The organism is Bacillus sp. 5RYD7K (genome assembly GCF_059831465.1).
This window is the reverse complement of the sequence record NZ_CP191200.1, coordinates 3318305-3336777: the sequence shown is the minus strand read 5'-3', so window position 1 is coordinate 3336777 and position 18473 is coordinate 3318305. Positions and strand designations below refer to the sequence as shown.

At 46.6% G+C, this 18473-nt stretch carries 19 protein-coding genes; 15 read left to right on the top strand and 4 right to left on the bottom strand.

Annotation, left to right across the window (positions count from 1 at the left end; translation table 11 throughout):
* Position 1 precedes the first annotated feature (1 nt).
* Positions 2 to 3448: a pyruvate carboxylase gene (pyc, locus tag ACQE26_RS16330; RefSeq protein WP_500470069.1), complete on the top strand. Its 3447-nt coding sequence runs from the start codon at positions 2 to 4 to the stop codon at positions 3446 to 3448.
* Between the two features lie 93 nt (positions 3449 to 3541).
* Here pyc and ctaA read toward each other — a convergent pair whose 3' ends face one another.
* A complete protein-coding gene (gene ctaA, locus ACQE26_RS16325; RefSeq protein WP_500470068.1) occupies positions 3542 to 4468 on the bottom strand; it encodes a heme A synthase CtaA in 927 nt (308 codons plus the stop codon).
* 343 nt (positions 4469 to 4811) lie between these two features.
* Between ctaA and cyoE the strand changes: the two genes are divergently transcribed.
* From cyoE to ctaG, 6 genes are all read left to right on the top strand, one after another.
* Entirely contained in the window at positions 4812 to 5729 is a 918-nt protein-coding gene (gene cyoE, locus ACQE26_RS16320) for a heme o synthase (protein WP_060962860.1), read from the top strand.
* 217 nt (positions 5730 to 5946) lie between these two features.
* Positions 5947 to 7017 carry a cytochrome c oxidase subunit II gene (coxB, locus tag ACQE26_RS16315; protein ID WP_438421863.1) on the top strand — a complete coding sequence of 357 codons (1071 nt, stop codon included), beginning with the start codon at positions 5947 to 5949 and terminating at the stop codon, positions 7015 to 7017.
* Positions 7018 to 7048: 31 nt separating this feature from the next.
* Positions 7049 to 8917 (top strand): cytochrome c oxidase subunit I, encoded by a 1869-nt coding sequence (gene ctaD / locus ACQE26_RS16310; RefSeq protein WP_500470067.1) that lies wholly within the window; start codon positions 7049 to 7051, stop codon positions 8915 to 8917.
* Positions 8917 to 9540 carry a cytochrome c oxidase subunit III gene (ctaE, locus tag ACQE26_RS16305; RefSeq protein WP_013352146.1) on the top strand — a complete coding sequence of 208 codons (624 nt, stop codon included), beginning with the start codon at positions 8917 to 8919 and terminating at the stop codon, positions 9538 to 9540. The genes ctaD and ctaE overlap by 1 nt, the downstream gene beginning before the upstream one ends.
* Positions 9541 to 9542: 2 nt before the next feature.
* Positions 9543 to 9875: a cytochrome c oxidase subunit IVB gene (gene ctaF / locus ACQE26_RS16300; protein ID WP_007409686.1), complete on the top strand. Its 333-nt coding sequence runs from the start codon at positions 9543 to 9545 to the stop codon at positions 9873 to 9875.
* 24 nt (positions 9876 to 9899) lie between these two features.
* On the top strand, positions 9900 to 10784 hold the full coding sequence (gene ctaG / locus ACQE26_RS16295) for a cytochrome c oxidase assembly factor CtaG (RefSeq protein WP_500470066.1): 885 nt from the start codon (positions 9900 to 9902) through the stop codon (positions 10782 to 10784).
* A gap of 57 nt (positions 10785 to 10841) precedes the next feature.
* On the opposite strand, the gene ACQE26_RS16290 is transcribed toward ctaG, so the two are convergent.
* Positions 10842 to 11992, bottom strand: a protein-coding gene (locus ACQE26_RS16290) for an IS3 family transposase (protein ID WP_438420396.1) whose coding sequence is annotated in 2 segments (ribosomal slippage) — positions 10842 to 11719 and positions 11719 to 11992 — 1152 coding nt in all. Because the reading frame shifts where the segments join, the coding sequence is not laid out codon by codon here.
* Between the two features lie 114 nt (positions 11993 to 12106).
* Positions 12107 to 12466, bottom strand: a complete 360-nt coding sequence (locus ACQE26_RS16285) for a YugN family protein (protein ID WP_016936230.1) — start codon at positions 12464 to 12466, stop codon at positions 12107 to 12109.
* 140 nt (positions 12467 to 12606) lie between these two features.
* Here ACQE26_RS16285 and ACQE26_RS16280 point away from each other — a divergent pair, with 140 nt between their 5' ends.
* The 8 genes from ACQE26_RS16280 to coaD all read left to right on the top strand — a co-directional run bounded on the left by ACQE26_RS16280 (position 12607) and on the right by coaD (position 17204).
* Positions 12607 to 13050: a CBS domain-containing protein gene (locus ACQE26_RS16280; RefSeq protein WP_016936229.1), complete on the top strand. Its 444-nt coding sequence runs from the start codon at positions 12607 to 12609 to the stop codon at positions 13048 to 13050.
* 83 nt (positions 13051 to 13133) lie between these two features.
* Complete coding sequence (locus ACQE26_RS16275) at positions 13134 to 14174, top strand: CAP domain-containing protein (RefSeq protein WP_060962857.1); 1041 nt, start codon at positions 13134 to 13136, stop codon at positions 14172 to 14174.
* Between the two features lie 173 nt (positions 14175 to 14347).
* A complete protein-coding gene (locus ACQE26_RS16270) occupies positions 14348 to 14758 on the top strand; it encodes a YlbD family protein (RefSeq protein WP_047475165.1) in 411 nt (136 codons plus the stop codon).
* Between the two features lie 15 nt (positions 14759 to 14773).
* Positions 14774 to 15013, top strand: coding sequence for a YlbE-like family protein (locus ACQE26_RS16265; RefSeq protein ID WP_003154475.1), 240 nt, complete (start codon positions 14774 to 14776; stop codon positions 15011 to 15013).
* Positions 15014 to 15083: 70 nt separating this feature from the next.
* Positions 15084 to 15533 (top strand): regulatory iron-sulfur-containing complex subunit RicF, encoded by a 450-nt coding sequence (gene ricF / locus ACQE26_RS16260; protein ID WP_016936226.1) that lies wholly within the window; start codon positions 15084 to 15086, stop codon positions 15531 to 15533.
* Positions 15534 to 15591: 58 nt separating this feature from the next.
* The gene (locus ACQE26_RS16255) at positions 15592 to 15864 is read left to right on the top strand and encodes a YlbG family protein (RefSeq protein ID WP_016936225.1); all 273 of its coding nucleotides are present in this window, start codon (positions 15592 to 15594) and stop codon (positions 15862 to 15864) included.
* 298 nt (positions 15865 to 16162) lie between these two features.
* The gene (gene rsmD / locus ACQE26_RS16250; protein ID WP_045927180.1) at positions 16163 to 16717 is read left to right on the top strand and encodes a 16S rRNA (guanine(966)-N(2))-methyltransferase RsmD; all 555 of its coding nucleotides are present in this window, start codon (positions 16163 to 16165) and stop codon (positions 16715 to 16717) included.
* A gap of 4 nt (positions 16718 to 16721) precedes the next feature.
* Entirely contained in the window at positions 16722 to 17204 is a 483-nt protein-coding gene (gene coaD, locus ACQE26_RS16245) for a pantetheine-phosphate adenylyltransferase (protein WP_016936222.1), read from the top strand.
* 17 nt (positions 17205 to 17221) lie between these two features.
* Here coaD and spoVV read toward each other — a convergent pair whose 3' ends face one another.
* Positions 17222 to 18448 carry a dipicolinic acid transporter SpoVV gene (gene spoVV / locus ACQE26_RS16240; protein ID WP_500470065.1) on the bottom strand — a complete coding sequence of 409 codons (1227 nt, stop codon included), beginning with the start codon at positions 18446 to 18448 and terminating at the stop codon, positions 17222 to 17224.
* Positions 18449 to 18473: the final 25 nt, after the last annotated feature.

Below are 18473 nucleotides of genomic sequence, written 5' to 3'. Positions count from 1 at the left end.
TTTGTCACAACAATCCATCCAAAAAGTGTTAGTAGCAAACAGGGGAGAAATTGCGATCCGGATTTTCCGGGCGTGCACAGAATTGAACATCAGAACGGTAGCCGTTTATTCAAAAGAAGATTCGGGTTCCTACCACCGCTATAAAGCGGATGAAGCCTATCTTGTCGGAGAAGGCAAAAAACCGATAGACGCGTATCTTGATATTGAAGGGATTATTGGGATTGCGAAAAGAAATGGTGTTGACGCCATCCATCCGGGTTACGGATTTCTGTCTGAAAATATCCAATTTGCGAGACGCTGTGAAGAAGAGGGCATCGTATTTATCGGACCGACGTCAGCGCATTTGGATATGTTCGGAGATAAGGTCAAGGCCAGAGAGCAGGCAGAAAAAGCCGGCATCCCCGTTATCCCGGGGAGTGACGGGCCTGCTGAAACATTAAAAGATGTCGAACAATTCGCAAAAGTTCACGGGTATCCGTTTATTATTAAAGCGTCGCTCGGAGGCGGCGGCCGGGGGATGAGAATCGTCAGAAGCGAGGGCGAATTGAAAGATTCGTTTGAGCGGGCCAAATCAGAAGCGAAAGCTGCATTCGGAAACGACGAAGTGTATGTTGAAAAACTGATCGAAAATCCTAAGCATATTGAAGTTCAGGTGATCGGAGATAAAGAAGGCAATGTCGTCCATCTGTATGAGCGGGACTGTTCCGTTCAGAGACGCCATCAAAAGGTCATTGAGGTGGCGCCGAGTGTATCCTTACAGCCTGAATTAAGGGACGAGATCTGTGAAGCGGCTGTCGCCCTTGCGAAAAATGTCGGCTATATCAACGCGGGAACTGTGGAATTTCTCGTAGCGGACGGTGAGTTTTACTTTATTGAAGTGAATCCTCGCGTACAAGTGGAGCATACGATTACGGAAATGATTACGGGGGTTGATATCGTTCAGACGCAGATTCTCGTTGCGCAGGGCCACGGACTCCACAGCCGTGCCGTCAATATTCCTCAGCAAAAAGACATTTTTACAATCGGATATGCGATACAATCACGTGTGACCACTGAAGATCCGCTGAATGACTTTATGCCTGACACGGGTAAAATTATGGCTTACCGCTCAGGCGGCGGCTTCGGCGTCCGCCTTGATACAGGGAACAGCTTCCAGGGCGCGGTTATCACGCCTTATTACGATTCACTGCTCGTCAAACTGTCGACATGGGCGCTGACGTTTGAGCAGGCATCGGCAAAAATGGTCCGCAACCTGCAGGAATTCAGAATCAGGGGCATTAAGACCAATATCCCGTTTCTTGAAAACGTGGCAAAGCATGAAAAATTCCTGACCGGGCAATATGATACATCGTTTATCGACACAACGCCTGAACTGTTTGTTTTTCCTAAACAGAAGGACCGCGGAACAAAAATGCTTTCTTACATCGGCAATGTAACGGTAAACGGTTTTCCGGGAATCGGGAAAAAAGAAAAACCTGCGTTTGATAAGCCTCAGGCCATTACGTTAGGTATCGGAGAAACGCCGGTAAACGGCACGAAACAGATTCTCGATGAAAGAGGCGCTGAAGGGCTTGCTGACTGGGTGAAAGAGCAAAAGTCTGTACTCCTGACTGATACAACGTTCAGGGATGCCCATCAGTCTCTGCTTGCGACCAGAATCAGAACAAATGATTTGAAAAAAATCGCGAACCCCACGGCTGTCCTGTGGCCTGAACTGTTCAGCCTTGAAATGTGGGGAGGCGCGACATTTGATGTAGCGTACCGTTTCTTAAAAGAAGATCCTTGGAAACGCCTTGAAGATCTTCGCAAGGAAGTGCCGAACACATTGTTCCAGATGCTGCTTCGTTCATCAAATGCCGTCGGTTATACCAACTATCCGGACAATGTCATCCAAAAATTTGTCCGGCAGTCAGCAGAATCAGGTATTGATGTATTCCGGATCTTTGACAGTCTGAACTGGGTGAAAGGGATGACGCTGGCCATCGATGCCGTCCGTGAAACTGGAAAAGTGGCGGAGGCTGCGATTTGTTATACGGGAGATATTCTTGATAAGAACCGGACGAAATATGATTTGAAATATTATCTTTCCATGGCGAAAGAACTTGAGGCGTCTGGTGCGCACATTCTCGGCATTAAAGACATGGCCGGTCTTTTGAAACCGCAAGCAGCATACGAACTTGTCTCCGCGCTGAAGGAAACGATTGATATTCCCGTTCATCTTCACACGCATGATACGAGCGGCAACGGCGTCTTTCTCTATGCCAAAGCTGTTGAAGCGGGTGTGGATATCGTGGATGTCGCCGTCAGCTCAATGGCGGGGCTGACTTCACAGCCGAGCGCAAGCGGATTTTACCATGCGCTTGAAGGGAACAGCCGCCGTCCTGAAATGGATGTCCGGCAGGTTGAAAGACTGTCACAATACTGGGAATCCGTCCGTCAATATTACAGTGAATTTGAAAGCGGGATGAAGTCTCCGCACACTGAGATTTATAATCACGAAATGCCGGGCGGGCAGTACAGCAATTTGCAGCAGCAGGCAAAAGGAGTCGGCCTGGGTGACCGCTGGAATGAGGTGAAAGAGATGTACAGCGTCGTTAACCGCATGTTCGGTGACGTCGTGAAAGTAACACCTTCTTCCAAAGTCGTCGGAGATATGGCACTTTACATGGTGCAAAACAATTTAACAGAACAAGATGTTTATGATAAAGGTGAAACGCTTGATTTTCCGGATTCAGTCGTTGAGCTTTTTAAAGGGCAGATCGGCCAGCCGCACGGCGGATTTCCGGAAAAACTGCAAAAGCTCGTTCTGAAAGGGCAGACGCCGATCACGGTAAGACCGGGTGAGCTGCTTGAACCGGTATCTTTTGAAGGCATTAAAGAAGAATGGAAAGAAACGCATCAGACGGAATTGAGTGATCAGGACGCAATCGCGTATGCGCTTTATCCGAAGGTTTTCACTGAATATGTACAAACGGCTGAACGCTTCGGTGATATTTCCGTATTGGACACACCGACTTTCTTCTACGGCATGACGCTGGGTGAAGAAATCGAAGTGGAAATCGAGCGCGGAAAAACGCTGATCGTGAAGCTTGTATCTATCGGTGAACCGCAGCCTGATGCGACACGGGTCGTTTATTTCGAATTGAACGGCCAGCCGCGTGAGGTAGTCATTAAAGATGAAAGCATTAAATCATCCGTAAAGGAAAAATTAAAAGCCGATCGGACAAACCCAAGCCACATTGCAGCATCAATGCCGGGAACCGTTATTAAATTGTTAACTGAAACCGGCGCGAAGGTGAACAAAGGCGATCATCTGATGATTAATGAAGCGATGAAAATGGAGACGACGGTGCAGGCGCCGTTCTCCGGGACGATTCAGCAGATCCATGTGAAAAACGGGGAACCGATTCAGACAGGCGATTTACTGATCGAGATTGAAAAAGCGTAAAAGAATGAACATTAAAAACCTGATCCATGTGCGATCAGGTTTTTTGTATGTAAAAAGACCGAAGCTCTGATGCTTCGGTCTTTTTCATGCGCCTCAAATGTTCCGCTGTTTTGATTCATAACGGAAGCGGGCGGTTAATAATAAGAAATAGCATAGGACGCCGAACAGCCCGGCAATAAAGAGCGAATGGGCAAGTGCAAAACCGGTGGCCATTTCTGAATAAACAACCATGATTCCGGAGAGCGCCTGTAATAAAACAAAGACAAGAGCCGCCGTCCAGCCACCAAGAATCTGTTTTTGGTCTTTGTAGGAGCGCACCGCATGCACGAAAGCGATAAGGACCCATACGAACAGAAGCAGCGCTGCCGTTCTGTGGCCCATCTGCACCCACTCCTGAAATTGGGACGGAAGCCCGTGGTTCAGTCTGCTGCAAAGCGGAACATCAGGACAGGCAAGGCTTGATTGCGTATGGCGCACATAAGCCCCCGTATAAACGACGATATACGTGTAAATCGAAAGGCCGATCATATGAAACTGCATTTTCCTGCCGATTCTGAGCGGCTTGACGAGCTTTTTGTCTGATTTATCCGCTTCAAAGATGAGCAGCGTCAAAATCAGAACAGAAGCGAAAGAAATCAGCGATATGCCGAAATGAAGCGCCATAACGAGCGCATTTGATCCGAAAACAACCGCTAATGCGCCGAGAAGCGCCTGTAAAAATAAAAAGATAATGGACATAATGGCGAGAAAGGTTGTTTCACGGAAAACAGGCGTGACTTTTCTCCATGCCCAAAACGCGAGGCTCAGCACGAGAACGATTGAGACACCGCTTGCGAGTCTGTGGCTCCATTCAATGATAGAAGCGGCATTAAGCTCCGGGAAAAAGCGGCCGTGGCAAAGCGGCCATTGTCTTCCGCATCCGAGACCCGACCCTGTCTTTGTGACAAGAGCGCCGCCGATCAGCACGACGAGCATGACGAATGTCGTCAGCACACCGAGCGCTTTTAAAGCTTTATTCATTTTACATTCACCTTCTTAACAAACTGGACAAAATGATATACGTACCAAGTGTAAGCGAATATGTGTTTTGTGGCAATTCTCAATTCTGTTTGTTCACAAAAATATAATAGAATCAGGACTTCTTAGATAATGGGGTTGATTATTCCAGATGGGTCTGATAGAAATAAAGTAACCGCTTTATTATGCAATCGGCAGATTTGGTAAAATTCATAAAACGTTCACAAATAAATTCCTGTTTCTCGTTTAATATTTAAGAGGATGTTTTTTTACAGGTCATTATCTTGTATGATAGAGTTGCAGGTCTTAAAAAACCTGCTTTAGGTTTGTAAGGGAGGTTTACGTTATGGCTAATTCCAGAATTTTAAACGATACAGCTATAGACGGACAGATTGAAGAGACGACGGCATGGAAGGATTTCCTTTCGCTTATTAAAATAGGAATCGTCAATTCGAATTTAATTACGACTTTTACCGGCATGTGGCTTGCGTTACATATATCCGGTCTGAGTTTTTTAGGCAATTTAAACACCGTGCTTCTTACATTAATAGGATCTTCACTGATCATCGCCGGTTCTTGTGCGGTTAATAACTATTATGACCGTGATATTGATCATTTAATGGAACGCACGAAAGTAAGACCGACGGTTACCGGAAAGATTCAGCCGAATCAAGCGCTGTGGTCAGGAATTTTACTCATTGCTTTAGGACTTATCATGCTTTTAATGACCACCGTAATGGCGGCAGTCATCGGTTTTATCGGGGTGTTTACGTACGTTGTTCTTTATACAATGTGGACGAAACGCCGCTATACGATTAATACGGTTGTCGGAAGTGTATCGGGCGCGGTTCCGCCGTTAATCGGCTGGACAGCGGTTGAAGGGCACATCGGTGTTGTCGCATGGGTATTATTCATGATTTTATTCATCTGGCAGATTCCGCACTTTTTAGCGCTTGCGATTAAGAAGACGGAAGATTACAGAGCAGCGAATGTTCCGATGCTTCCGGTAGTGCACGGCTTTGAGGTGACGAAAAGACAGATTATCGTCTGGGTCGCATGCCTGCTGCCGCTTCCGTTTTTCCTCGGCAGTCTCGGTCTTCCGCTCGTCATTCTCGGCACTCTGCTGAATGTGGGATGGCTTGTTCTCGGACTGATGGGTTTCCGTATGAAAAACATTATGAAGTGGGCAACTCTTATGTTTGTCTATTCGCTTAATTACATGACCATTTATTTCGTAGCAATGGTGGTCTTCACGCTGTTTTAATTGAATAATGAGCTTGTTTGATCGCCAAAACAAACAATGACAACTAGTAAACGCCGCCTTGACCTTTTGTTTAATCAGGCGGCTTTGCTTTTATACATAGATGGAATTTTAAGTAAAAAATCTCATATTTTAAGAAATGAGGAAATGAAGTATTTCAGCTGGAAGCAGATTTACTGCTCGTGCATTTTGTACTGATTCAAAAAAGGGGTTGGGTGAAATGTTAAAGCGTTGGCGTCTTTTATCATTATTAGCCTTAGTGCCGCTTTTATTGAGCGGCTGTGGAAAACCGTTTCTGTCCACACTCAAGCCTGCCGGCGAAGTGGCTGATAAACAGTATGATCTGACGGTGCTCAGCACACTTATCATGGTTGTCGTCGTTGCGGTCGTAGCAGTTATTTTCTTTTACGTCATTGTGAGGTTCAGACGGTCGCGTATAGGGGAAGACACGATACCGAAACAGGTGGAGGGGAACCGTTTTTTAGAAATCACCTGGACTGTTATTCCGATCCTGCTTCTGATTATTCTTGTCATCCCGGTTGTCATCCAGACACTGGCGCTGGCGGATACGTCGCCGATGGATAAGAAAAACCGTAAAGCAGAGGATGCGCTCGTGATTAATGTAAGGGCGAATTTATACTGGTGGGAATTCGAGTATCCTGATTACGGCTTTGTGACCAGTCAGGAGCTGATCGTTCCCACAGATGAACGCGTTTATTTCAAGCTGAAGTCCTCAGATGTGAAACACTCTTTCTGGATTCCGTCAGCCGGGGGAAAAATCGATACGAATACGGATAACGACAATACTTTCTTTCTGACCTTCGATTCTAAACGCAGCAAAGAAGCGGGGAAATATTTCTTCGGGAAATGCGCGGAGCTGTGCGGCCCTTCACATGCGCTGATGGATTTCAAAGTGAAACCGCTGCCGTCAAAAGAATTTAAACAATGGACGAAAGCGATGAAAAATTATAAGCATACAACAGATTCCGATTTAGCCGCGCAAGGAGAAGAGCTGTTTAAGGAAAAAAACTGCCTGAGCTGTCATGCGGTTGAGCCTAATGATAAACGGGCTGAAGCGGCAAGAACGGCTCCGAACCTGGCTACCTTCGGCGAACGTGTCAAAGTGGCCGGCATCAAGGATGCGAATAAAGAGAATGTAAAAGCTTGGCTGAAAGATCCGGACAGCATTAAACCGGGCAATAAGATGACAGGCACTTATCCGAAGCTTTCGGACTCTGAAACAGATGCGCTGTATGAATATTTAAAAGGGCTGAAAGCGGAGAACAAGTGAGGACAGGGAGATATCAGGGGGGAGGTCGCAAATGATGAATACGCTTACAGGGCAGCAAAGAAAAGGCTCTTTGCTTTGGGACTATTTGACGACGGTTGACCATAAGAAAATCGCGATTTTATATATGATCGCCGGGGGATTTTTCTTCGTCGTCGGCGGACTTGAGGCCATGCTTATCAGGATTCAGCTCTTGAGACCGGGAAACGATTTTGTGAATGCGCAGCAGTTTAATGAAATTATGACGATGCACGGCACGACAATGATCTTCCTGGCCGCAATGCCGCTGTTATTCGGGCTGATGAACGCGGTTGTGCCGCTTCAGATCGGGGCGCGTGACGTATCATTTCCATTTCTGAATGCGCTTGGGTTCTGGCTGTTTTTCTTCGGGGGAATCTTCTTGAATCTGAGCTGGTTTTTAGGAGGCGCCCCAGATGCAGGCTGGACGTCGTATGCGTCGCTTGCGCTGAATTCGAAAGGACACGGCATTGACTTTTTCGTGCTCGGCCTGCAGATATCAGGCTTAGGGACGCTGATCGCGGGGATTAACTTTCTGGCAACCATTATTAATATGAGGGCGCCAGGTTTGACGTATATGAGACTGCCGCTGTTTACATGGACGACATTTGTGGCGTCGGCACTCATTTTATTCGCATTTCCTCCGCTCACCGCCGGTTTAGCGCTGATGATGCTGGATCGTCTGTTCGGGACGAATTTCTTTAATCCTGAATTGGGCGGAAATACGATTATCTGGGAGCACTTGTTTTGGATTTTCGGGCATCCGGAAGTATACATTTTAATTCTTCCTGCTTTCGGGATTTTTTCAGAAATCATTCCTGTGTTTGCGAGAAAGCGTCTGTTTGGTTATTCCTCTATGGTTTTTGCGATCGTGCTGATCGGCTTTCTCGGATTCATGGTATGGGTTCACCACATGTTTACGACCGGACTCGGACCGATTGCCAATGCGATATTTGCGGTTGCGACGATGGCGATCGCGGTGCCTACGGGCATTAAGATTTTCAACTGGCTTTTGACGATTTGGGGAGGAAACGTCAAATTCACGACGCCTATGCTGTATGCCGTCGCTTTTATTCCGTCTTTCGTGCTCGGAGGTGTGACGGGTGTCATGCTGGCGGCCGCAGCGGCAGATTATCAGTTCCATGATACGTATTTTGTCGTAGCGCATTTCCACTACGTCATCATCGGCGGCGTGGTGTTCGGCATTCTGGCGGGCGTGCATTTCTGGTGGCCGAAAATGTTCGGGAAGGTGCTTCATGAAACGATGGGGAAAATTTCCTTTGTCTTGTTTTTTATCGGGTTTCATCTTACCTTCTTCATTCAGCATTTCCTCGGCTTAATGGGAATGCCGCGGCGTGTTTACACATATCTGCCCGGCCAGGGGCTTGATACCGGCAACCTGATCAGTTCAATCGGCGCGTTTTTCATGGCGGGCGCGGCTGTATTGCTCGTCGTCAATATTATTTATACTTCTGTAAAAGGGAAATACGTCGGGAATGACCCGTGGCTGGACGGACGTACGCTCGAATGGGCGGTTTCTTCGCCGCCGCCTGAATATAATTTTAAACAGCTTCCGTTTGTGCGGGGACTTGACCCGCTGTGGATTGAAAAGCAGGCCGGAAATGAAGGGATGCCGCCTGCAGAGCCTGTAGAGGACATTCATATGCCGAACGGCTCCATCATGCCGTTTATCATGTCCTTCGGGCTGTTTGTCGCAGCGTTCGGATTTTTATACCACTCCGATTATTCATGGGGGCTTCCGGTTATCTTTATAGGCCTCGGCATCACATTCTTTACCATGCTGCTTCGGTCCTTGGTCGATGATTACGGCTATCATATTCACAAAGAAGATCTGCCGAATGATGATAAAGGGGTGAAGGCGTAATGCAGCTACAGGAAAAAATGACGGCTGAAACCTTTCCAGCTTCTCCTGAAAAAGCAACGCTTGAAGGGAAAAATAAGTTTTTAGGATTTTGGCTGTTTCTCGGCGGGGAAACGGTTCTGTTCGCCTCGCTTTTTGCGACATTCCTCGCGTTGCGGGAATCTAAAGCGGGCGGGCCGTCAACGGCTGACATGTTCGAGCTGCCGATCGTGTTTATCGCCACGATGCTTCTGTTAACGAGCAGCTTAACGAGTGTGTATGCAATGTATCATATGAAAAATTTCTCCTTTAAAAAAATGCAGGTGTGGCTTTTGATTACCGTTTTATTGGGAGCGGGATTTTTAGGGGTGGAAATTTATGAATTTAAGCATTACACTCACGAGTTCGGTTTCACCATTACTAGCTCTGCGCTCGGCTCGGCGTTTTACACGCTGGTCGGCACACACGGAGCACACGTGGCATTCGGGTTATTATGGATCAGCGCACTGATGATCCGGAATGCTAAAAGAGGGCTCAGCCTTTATAATGCGCCGAAATATTATGTGGCCAGTCTATATTGGCATTTCATTGATGTCGTGTGGGTCTTTATCTTTACCGTTGTATATTTGATGGGGATGGTGGGATAACGATGGACGATAACAAAAACAGAGGGACTGTCAGTACGGATCTCGAATATCGGAAAAAGAAAAATGCCGAGGAGATGAAATATCAGGTCATATCCTTCGGTTTGATGATCGGACTTACGCTTGTCGCGTTTTTGACGGTGGCTGCTGACGGCATTGCCGGATGGTTTACGATGCCGTTTCTTATCCTGCTTGCGGTCATCCAGGTCATCTTTCAGCTGTTTTACTTTATGCATATGAGCCAGAAGGGGCATGAAGCGCCGTCACTATTTCTGTATTCGGGAATATTTGTCGCGTTTATCACCGTGCTTGCATTTGTCACGATTATTTGGTGGTAATCGGGGCGGCGGGGAGTGAGAGATTTGATTAATTTGGAAATGTTCGGGTTTCGCGCCATGTGGAGCCCGTATCTGTTTTGTATAACTGCCGTGATAACAGGTGTTTACTTTTACTGGTGCAACCGGCATAAAGGACGTGTGTCGGCTAAAGAGAAGGTGCTGTTTGTGCTTTCCGCGCTGTTTTTTTACGCGGCTGCGGGAAGTCCGGTTGACTTATTGGGCCACGTGATGTTCAGCGCTCATATGGTGCAGATGGCGGTTCTGTTTTTAGTCGTGCCGCCGCTCTTGATTTCTGGAATTCCCGGCTGGGCATGGAAAAAACTGATTTTCCGTCCCGGAGTAAAGCCGCTGTTTTCATTTTTTTCACAGCCGCTTATCGCTTTGCTGCTGTTTAACGGCATTTTTTCACTGTATCACATTCCGTTTATATTTGATTTCGTCAAAACGGATTCGCTGTATCATGCGCTGATGAACGGACTCATCTTTGTAACGGCGTTTTTTATGTGGTGGCCGCTTGTCCATCAGGTGGACGGTCTGCCCCGGCTCAGCGGTTTAATGAAGCTTGGGTACATTATGGCGGACGGGATTCTGTTAACGCCGGCTTGTGCACTCATTATGTTCAGCGGGGCGCCCATGTATGCCACGTACACAGATCCGGCGGCTTGGGCCGAAGCTATGAAGCTTTGTGTCCCTTTAGACTTGGTGGAAAAGATCCCTTTATCCGGTCCGGAGATATTTAACACGCTTCCTCCTCTGGAAGATCAGCAGCTCGGGGCAGTGCTGATGAAAATCATACAAGAGATTGTCTACGGAACATATTTGGCTGTCGTCTTTTTTCAGTGGGTCAGAACGGAACGGGAAAAAGATACGCTCTCAGAGCCGCCGTATATTGAGCATACCGTCTCATAAAAAAAGTACAGCATATGGGGACTGACCCCCGTTTTTGAGACAGGGATCAAAACACCTTTAAGCAGCCAGCTGTCGGTATGTGACCGGCGGCTGGTTGTTTAGTTTCGTTTGAATACGAATGTTGTTATAATAGTGTATATAGGTTTCGACAGTTTGTTCTACGATGGTCGTCGTAGTGCTTTCCAACCTGTCGAGGTAGAACGTTTCAGACTTTAGTGAGGAATGAAACGATTCGATGGAGGCATTATCAGCGGGCGTCCCTTTGCGGGACATGCTCATGGTAATGCCTTTTGTTTTAACAGCTTTCTGATACTCATAAGATGTATAAACAGAACCTTGGTCACTATGTAACACGCAGTTCTCTGGCAGTGCGGGCAGCTGATCAAGTGTGTGTAAGACAAAGTCTGTGTCCTGTCTATCGCCAATCGTAAAAGCAATCACTTCTCCATTGTATAAATCCAATATACTGGAAAGATACAATTGTTTCTGCCCATAAGGCAAATATGTGATATCCGTTACTAGCTTTTCCAGAGGGCGATCAGACTGAAAGTTTCGATCCAATATATTCTCGGCCACGGCATATGGCTGCCCATTCTTCTTGCGCTTTTTCACCTTAACCCGGCATTGCCACTGATTCTTCTGCATAATGCGCTGAACTGTTTTATGATTCATACGCATTTCCTTTTTTAATATGGCTGTGATTTTCCGATAGCCATATCGATACTTGTGTTCTCGGCACAACGTGCCGATTTGTTTTTCTAAATGGTATTTAGGGTTATCTTTCATCAGATTCTTCTTCCAACGATAATAAGATGCTCGTGAGATACCTAAATGAATACAGATATCCTTTATGGTCATTGTGCCGCGCAATGCTTCTACAAGCTCGACTGGCGTTTCGCTATCAGCTTCCTTTCCAATTCGTTGTACTTTTTTAACACTTCATTCTGTTGTCTCAGATAACAATTTTCTGCCTGCAGTTTCTCTAATTCGGAAGAATACTCTGGACCTTTCCCATAAGAATATTGCTTTCCGACAGGTTGTTCGAATCGATGTGTATCCCCAGCTTTATACCACCTGACCCATGTCTGCACCTGCGTCTTATTCTTTATATTCAATTCCTGCATGATCTCCTTCACAGGCACGCCCGCCAATCTCATTTCTACAGCTTTCTGTTTGACTTCAACCGGATAACTCACTCTTGTCCTCATAGAAAAACACCTCCAAGTCTAATTTCGGATAACAACGATCCGTTTTCAAACTTGAAGGTGTTTTTTGTTTGTCTCATATTATGGGGTCAGTCCCTATTCTGCTGTACTTTTTTATTACATTTGCACTGTTTTTAAAGACTCTGCCAATTCAAGCAGTAATGCCTTGCTTTTTGCGACGACATGTTCCGGAAATTCTTCATCGCTGCCGTATTCTACGCCGTGCGGATAATAATGCTTTCCTAAAAGAGGGGCCTTCAGCTGAATCACGGCACGGCTGCCGCCTACATCGCCCTCTTTTGCCGTTCCTTGAATCCGCAGATAAAATGTCCCCTCAGCAACTGAAAACTTTTTGTCGTAAGTCACTCTTTCATAATCCCATTGTCCGGCCAGAATGAGCCCTTTGCTTTCCATCAGATCATTCAAGCGGCTGAGCTCCGCAGTTACCCCTTCAAGACCGCTGTTTTCAAACTTCAAACCTTCCCCCTCCTTTTAAAATTTACCTTTCCTGATAATCATAGTATGAAAGCGTTGCACATTCAATGATTCATACGGTGAAAGTATGCAAAAAGAAAAATTTGACGACAATAGTAGCAGAAAAAAGGAGGAATTCCGCAATGACAAAGATCAATAAGCTCATGACGTCAGACTTGCAATATTGTACAGTATTAGATAATGTATATGAAGCTGCGGTGAAGATGAAAGACGCGGATGTCGGCGCTATTCCGATAGTGGATGAAGACGGAGCGACCCTTGTCGGGATCGTGACAGACAGAGATCTCGTATTACGGGGAATTGCTTCTAAAAAGCCGAACTCTCAAAAAATAACCGATGCAATGACAGAGCGGGTTATCAGTGCAGAAGAAGACGCTTCTGTGGAAGAAGTGCTTCATATGATGGCTGAACATCAGCTCAGAAGAATCCCCGTCACACGGGATAAAAAACTCGTCGGCATTGTCACGCTCGGCGACCTTTCCTTGGCTGAGCAATCAAATGAGCAAGCAGGCCGGGCGCTGTCTGACATTTCTGAAGACGAAGGTCCGGAAGGGTTTATCCATTAAACATAAATGACGGACGCTGCAAATAGGCTGTACTGTATAAGAAAAACAATAATAGAACGGTTTGATTTCATGGGGGTGAGAGGTTGAAAAATATCGCCAGGGCTCTCGTTATCCTTTTGCTTATTTACGGAGCGTATGTTCTGTTTATACAATATGGATCGGCTCCTCAGAAAAAAACGAATCAGGAGGAGCCTCAGGTTTCCAATGAGGAGGCGAGCGGAAAACGACTGAAAATACCGTCATCCGGACTGCTTTCTCTTATGGGGAAATCTGCTGCCGATGTGAAAAAGAAACTCGGGGAACCGTCCCGGAAAGATCCTTCTGCCTATGATTATGAATGGTGGGTGTACAACCAGGGGAAAGACCAATATGTACAAGTCGGGATTCTGAATGATAAAGCCGTGACTTTATACGCTTCAGGAAGCGGCATCAACGCAAAACCGTTTAAGATCGGCGAATCGACGGGCGAAGTCTTTAAAACGACGCAGGTTGCTCCGTTTGTCAATGTGACGGATAAGGGTAACACGTACCGGTTTGAGTTTTCTGAAGAAGATATCAATACCCGTCCAACTGTCAAGATCGGCGGTATGTATGTTCAGCTGTACATGGACAAATTTGACGGGAATCTGTCAAGCATCAGGGCATTTGATGCGGAGACGTTAGTAAAACAAAGGCCGTACGAGGTCATGTACAGAGGAAGACTCACAGAACCCGAGCCTGTTTCCGATAAAAAATGGGACAGCATTGAACGGGCGAGCGAACAGCAGATTCTCGATATTACAAATGTCATCCGCGTGAAACACGGACTTACAAGGCTGAAATGGGACGAAGGCGCTGCAAAAGTGGCATTCGGCCACAGCCGGGACATGAAGGACAACAAGTATTTCTCCCATGTCTCAAAGAAATACGGGACTTTGAAGGACCGCTTGGAAAAAGGTGATGTGAAATACCGGGAGGCCGGTGAAAATATTGCCTACAACTATGTGGACGGTCCGGCGGCAGTGGAGGGCTGGCTGAACAGTGAAGGACACAGAAAAGCGCTGTTAAGTCCTGATTACACCCACCTCGGGGTCGGCGTGGACCGGAAATATTATACGCAAAACTTCATTAAGCCTTGGCAGTAAAAACCGCAGAGGGGCGCAGCCCCCGCGGTTTTTTTATGTTTTTTCGCGAGCGGGCTCCTGCCGGGAAAAATAATTTTTGCATATACCTGCTTTTTTTCGCAATTTAGGCGAACATTAAGGCGCCTGAACCGATACATTATAGCAGGCAAAACTTTTCGGAGGGGGTGAGAATTGTGGCGAATCAGCAATCACGGCAATCAATCGATGATTTTAAACAATTCGTAAAAAAGCATCCCAAACTGATCCAAAATGTTCGCAAGGAACAAAGAAGCTGGCAGGAAGTCTATGAAAATTGGGTTCTCCTCGGCGAGGACGATTCGATGTGGGACCCTTTTAAAGACGAGGCCGTTCAGTCTGCTTCTGAAGCGGAAACCAAACAGGAACCAGCTGAAAAGAACGATTTCGTTTCAAAAATGGTCACTGCCGTCAAAAAGATGGATATCAACCAAATGAATGAGCAGATCAATAAAATGAGCCAGTCTATTTCATCATTGCAAAGCCTTTTAAGCCAATTTTCGAGCAGCGATACAAAGCAGCCCCGGCAAGGCTCCGGACAACATCCTTTTTCGTTCAGGAAGGATTAAAGAAGGGGATCGTGTATGCGAAAAGAGGTTCAGGAATTCATATCTGCAGATGAGGAACGGAAACGGTTTATACGGCAGCGCCCCGTCTGGTACCGAAGACTCGCGAGAAAGCCGGACGATCTCAATTCATTTCAGCTGGACATGATGAATTTTTATGAAAAAACGATACCGCACCGGGTAAGCCAATTTTCAAACGGGATTCAGATGGCGCAGATGATGATGCAGATGGTTCACGCCATGCGTTCGCAGGATTAAAAAGCATTTAAACGCCGCATTTTCCAATTGGCAGGTTTCGTGGTAAACTAACAACTGGAGGTGCGTATTAATGTATGCAACAATTGAGTCCGTCCGGCTTCAAAGTGAAGCGGAGCAGCTTGCCGGCATGATTCTGCAGTCTGAGACGGCTGAAAATTACCGCGATTGTTACAAGCGTCTCCATGAAGATGAAGAGGCAGGGCGGATTATTCGTTCTTTTTTGAGCATTAAAGAGCAGTATGAGGATGTGCAGCGCTTTGGCAAATACCATCCTGATTATAGAGAAATTTCCCGCAAAATGAGAGAGTTGAAGCGGGAGCTGGATTTAAATGATAAGGTGGCCGAATTTAAAAAAGCGGAGACTGAGCTTCAGTCGCTGCTTGACGAGATCAGCATCGAACTCGGCACGGCCGTTTCGGAGCATGTAAAAGTTCCGACGGGGAATCCTTATTTTGACGGCCTGTCATCCTGCGGCGGCGGCTGCGGTTCCGGCGGCGGCTGCGGATGCAAAGTTTCCTGACGAGACGGCCGTCTCGTCTTTTACATAAAATGAACAGAGAGTCAGGCGGGTGATCATGATGGAAAGCAAGCGCCAAGGCATAATCGTATATCTGCATTCTTTAAAACACAGTAAAATGCTGAGAAAATTCGGCAACGTTCATTATGTTTCCAAGCGGCTGAAATACGCAGTGCTGTATTGCGATATGGGCCAAATCGAAAAAACGATGGAAAAGATTTCTTCTTATTCATATGTGAAGAAAGTAGAGCCTTCATATAAGCCCTTTTTAAAGCTGGAATTTGAATCAAAGCTTGATAAAGCGAAAGAGTACGATTATAAGATCGGCATATAAAAAAATCCCCGCAGAAACCTGCGGGGTCCTTCTATTCCTTAACAAGTTAAGGAGAAGGCAAAGGGAGAGGAGAAACCGGAGGAAGAACTTATGGGGAAACGTAAGTCTTCTCCGCGGTTGGCAACAACATCATTTATTGATGCTGTTACACGTAGTTTTGACAAGAATGTGAGCATGTATACATGATTTCACGCTCATTGTTTGAAAGAATGCTTTATGATAAGATAGGGATTGTTTTTGTACATAACGGCTCAGCCGATGCGAAACATCAAAGTTTTCAGAAAAAGTGGTGTGAAAAATGAGAGTAATTTCCGGTTCAAGAAAAGGACGAGCCTTAAAGGCTGTGCCGGGCACATCAACAAGGCCGACGACGGATAAAGTAAAAGAGTCTATTTTTAATATGATCGGCCCGTATTTTGACGGAGGAACGGGGCTGGATTTGTTTGCGGGGAGCGGCGGTCTCGGAATTGAAGCGCTGTCGCGCGGATTTGACCGCTGTATCTTTGTGGATCGGGATTTCAAAGCCATCCAAACGGTAAAAGCGAATATAAAAGCGTTGGATCTGCTGTCTTCAGCGGAAGTATACCGCAATGATGCAGAGCGGGCCCTCTATGCTGCGGCGAAACGGGAAAAAGGTTTTGACGGAATTTTTTTAGATCCCCCGTATAAGGAACAAAAGCTGAAAGCGCTTATCGAAATGATTGATGAAGAGAACATGCTGAATGAAGGCGGTTTTGTCGTAGCCGAGCATGATAAAGCGGTTGCGCTTCCTGAAGCCGTCGGCGCGCTTACTGTAACAAGAAGGGAAATTTACGGGCTTACAGGAGTGACGATATACCGAAATAGGGGGTAATGATGTGGCAAGTATAGCTGTATGTCCCGGAAGTTTTGATCCCGTCACCTACGGACACATGGACATTATCAGGCGGGGAGCAAACGTGTTTGAGCATGTGTACGTATGCGTGCTTAATAATTCTTCCAAGCAGCCGCTGTTTACAGTCGAAGAACGCTGTGAGCTATTGCGGGAAGTGACAAAAGACATACCGAATATTACGGTCGAGACGTCAGGGGGACTGTTGATCGACTACGCCAAAAAAAAGCAGGCGAATGCGATTATCAGGGGACTCAGAGCTGTTTCTGACTTCGAATATGAGATGCAGGGAACCTCTGTCAACCGCGTGCTTGACGAGTCAATAGAAACCTTTTTTATGATGACGAACAATCAGTACTCTTTTTTAAGTTCAAGCATTGTAAAAGAGGTCGCAAAATATAACGGGCCTGTTTCAGAGTTTGTTCCTCCGGAAGTCGAACAGGCGCTGCAGCAGAAATTTAAAGGATGAGAAGCGCGTATGGCGTCTCATCCTTTTTTTATCCGTGCTGACAGCCTGTAACAATAAATCAGTGCGTATACGGCGAGGGCAGCCAGGGTTACGGCGGGGCCGGCTTCAACAAGTGTGTTCCATCCGCTGACGGCAGCCGAGGCCGCGCCCTGATCGCGGAGCGGAAGGAATACGGACTGGTAAGGTTCGTCCAATGCAAGATAAAGCGGCTTCCACAGTAAAAGAATAAAAAGGGCGGCATAAATGCCTTGAAGGATACGCGCTGCGAAAAACGGTTTAAAGCGGATGTCTGTTTCCGATAAAATGCCGGCCACTTGGGCCTGTACGGAAAGGCCGCTGAAACCGAGAATAAAACTCACAATCATCGCTTTCGGCAGCAAGGCGGCATCCGCTTCACTGACCAGCTTGCTCCCAAGCGTAATCTCAAACATTCCGCTGATAAGAGGAATGTCCAGACTTACGGGAAGATGGAAGAGCGAAAGAAGCGCGTTTGTAAATACAGAAAGCACATCCATGACTTGTACGATTGATAATAACCGGCTGAAAACCGAAAACAATATAATAAAACCGCCCACCATCAGCAAGGTTTGTACAGAAGACGTGACGGCGTCGCTTAAAATTTTTCCGAGCGGCCGCTTTTCCGAAAGCCGCGCTTTGTGCAGCGCCAGAAATGCTTCTTTCAGTGAAGGAAGAGCGAGCGTCTTTTTCCCGGTATACGACGCTTCTTCTTTCCGTCCGTATGAACGCATCGTCAGGCCGACGGCGATGTTTCCGAGATAGTGAGCCGATGCTAAAAGAATGCCGAGAGAGGCGTTATGAAAAAAGCCGACCGCCACAGCCGCGAATATAAATAACGGATTGGATGAATTGGTAAAAGAGACGAGGCGTTCAGCCTCCACTCTGGAGATCTGTTTCTCCTGGCGCAGCCGTGCAGTCAGTTTCGCGCCGGCCGGATTTCCTGAAGCCATGCCCATAGCCAGTACAAATCCGCCGACCCCCGGCACTCTGAAAATGGGGCGCATAAAGGGTTCGAGTAAAAGGCCGACAAACCTGACAATACCGAATCCGATTAAAAGCTCAGATAAAATAAAAAACGGAAGCAGCGAAGGAAAAACTACCTCCCACCACATGGAAAGTCCGGTTTTGGAGGCTTCGAATGAGGCCTGCGGGTGTGAAATAACCGTCGCCGTCAAAAAAATAAAAAACAATGAAATCAAAAATGTATGAAACTTAGACAAGTTCATTCTTACCTCCCCAATGCTAAAATTG

Bases quoted from the DNA above. Each gene is read 5' to 3' on its own strand.
- ctaA (WP_500470068.1), bottom strand. From the start codon at position 4,468: ATGAATAAAGCTTTAAAAGCGCTCGGTGTGCTGACGACATTCGTCATG.
- cyoE (WP_060962860.1), top strand. From the start codon at position 4,812: ATGGCTAATTCCAGAATTTTAAACGATACAGCTATAGACGGACAGATT.
- coxB (WP_438421863.1), top strand. From the start codon at position 5,947: ATGTTAAAGCGTTGGCGTCTTTTATCATTATTAGCCTTAGTGCCGCTT.
- ctaD (WP_500470067.1), top strand. From the start codon at position 7,049: ATGATGAATACGCTTACAGGGCAGCAAAGAAAAGGCTCTTTGCTTTGG.
- ctaE (WP_013352146.1), top strand. From the start codon at position 8,917: ATGCAGCTACAGGAAAAAATGACGGCTGAAACCTTTCCAGCTTCTCCT.
- ctaF (WP_007409686.1), top strand. From the start codon at position 9,543: ATGGACGATAACAAAAACAGAGGGACTGTCAGTACGGATCTCGAATAT.
- ACQE26_RS16280 (WP_016936229.1), top strand. From the start codon at position 12,607: ATGACAAAGATCAATAAGCTCATGACGTCAGACTTGCAATATTGTACA.
- ACQE26_RS16265 (WP_003154475.1), top strand. From the start codon at position 14,774: ATGCGAAAAGAGGTTCAGGAATTCATATCTGCAGATGAGGAACGGAAA.
- ricF (WP_016936226.1), top strand. From the start codon at position 15,084: ATGTATGCAACAATTGAGTCCGTCCGGCTTCAAAGTGAAGCGGAGCAG.
- ACQE26_RS16255 (WP_016936225.1), top strand. From the start codon at position 15,592: ATGGAAAGCAAGCGCCAAGGCATAATCGTATATCTGCATTCTTTAAAA.
- rsmD (WP_045927180.1), top strand. From the start codon at position 16,163: ATGAGAGTAATTTCCGGTTCAAGAAAAGGACGAGCCTTAAAGGCTGTG.
- spoVV (WP_500470065.1), bottom strand. From the start codon at position 18,448: ATGAACTTGTCTAAGTTTCATACATTTTTGATTTCATTGTTTTTTATT.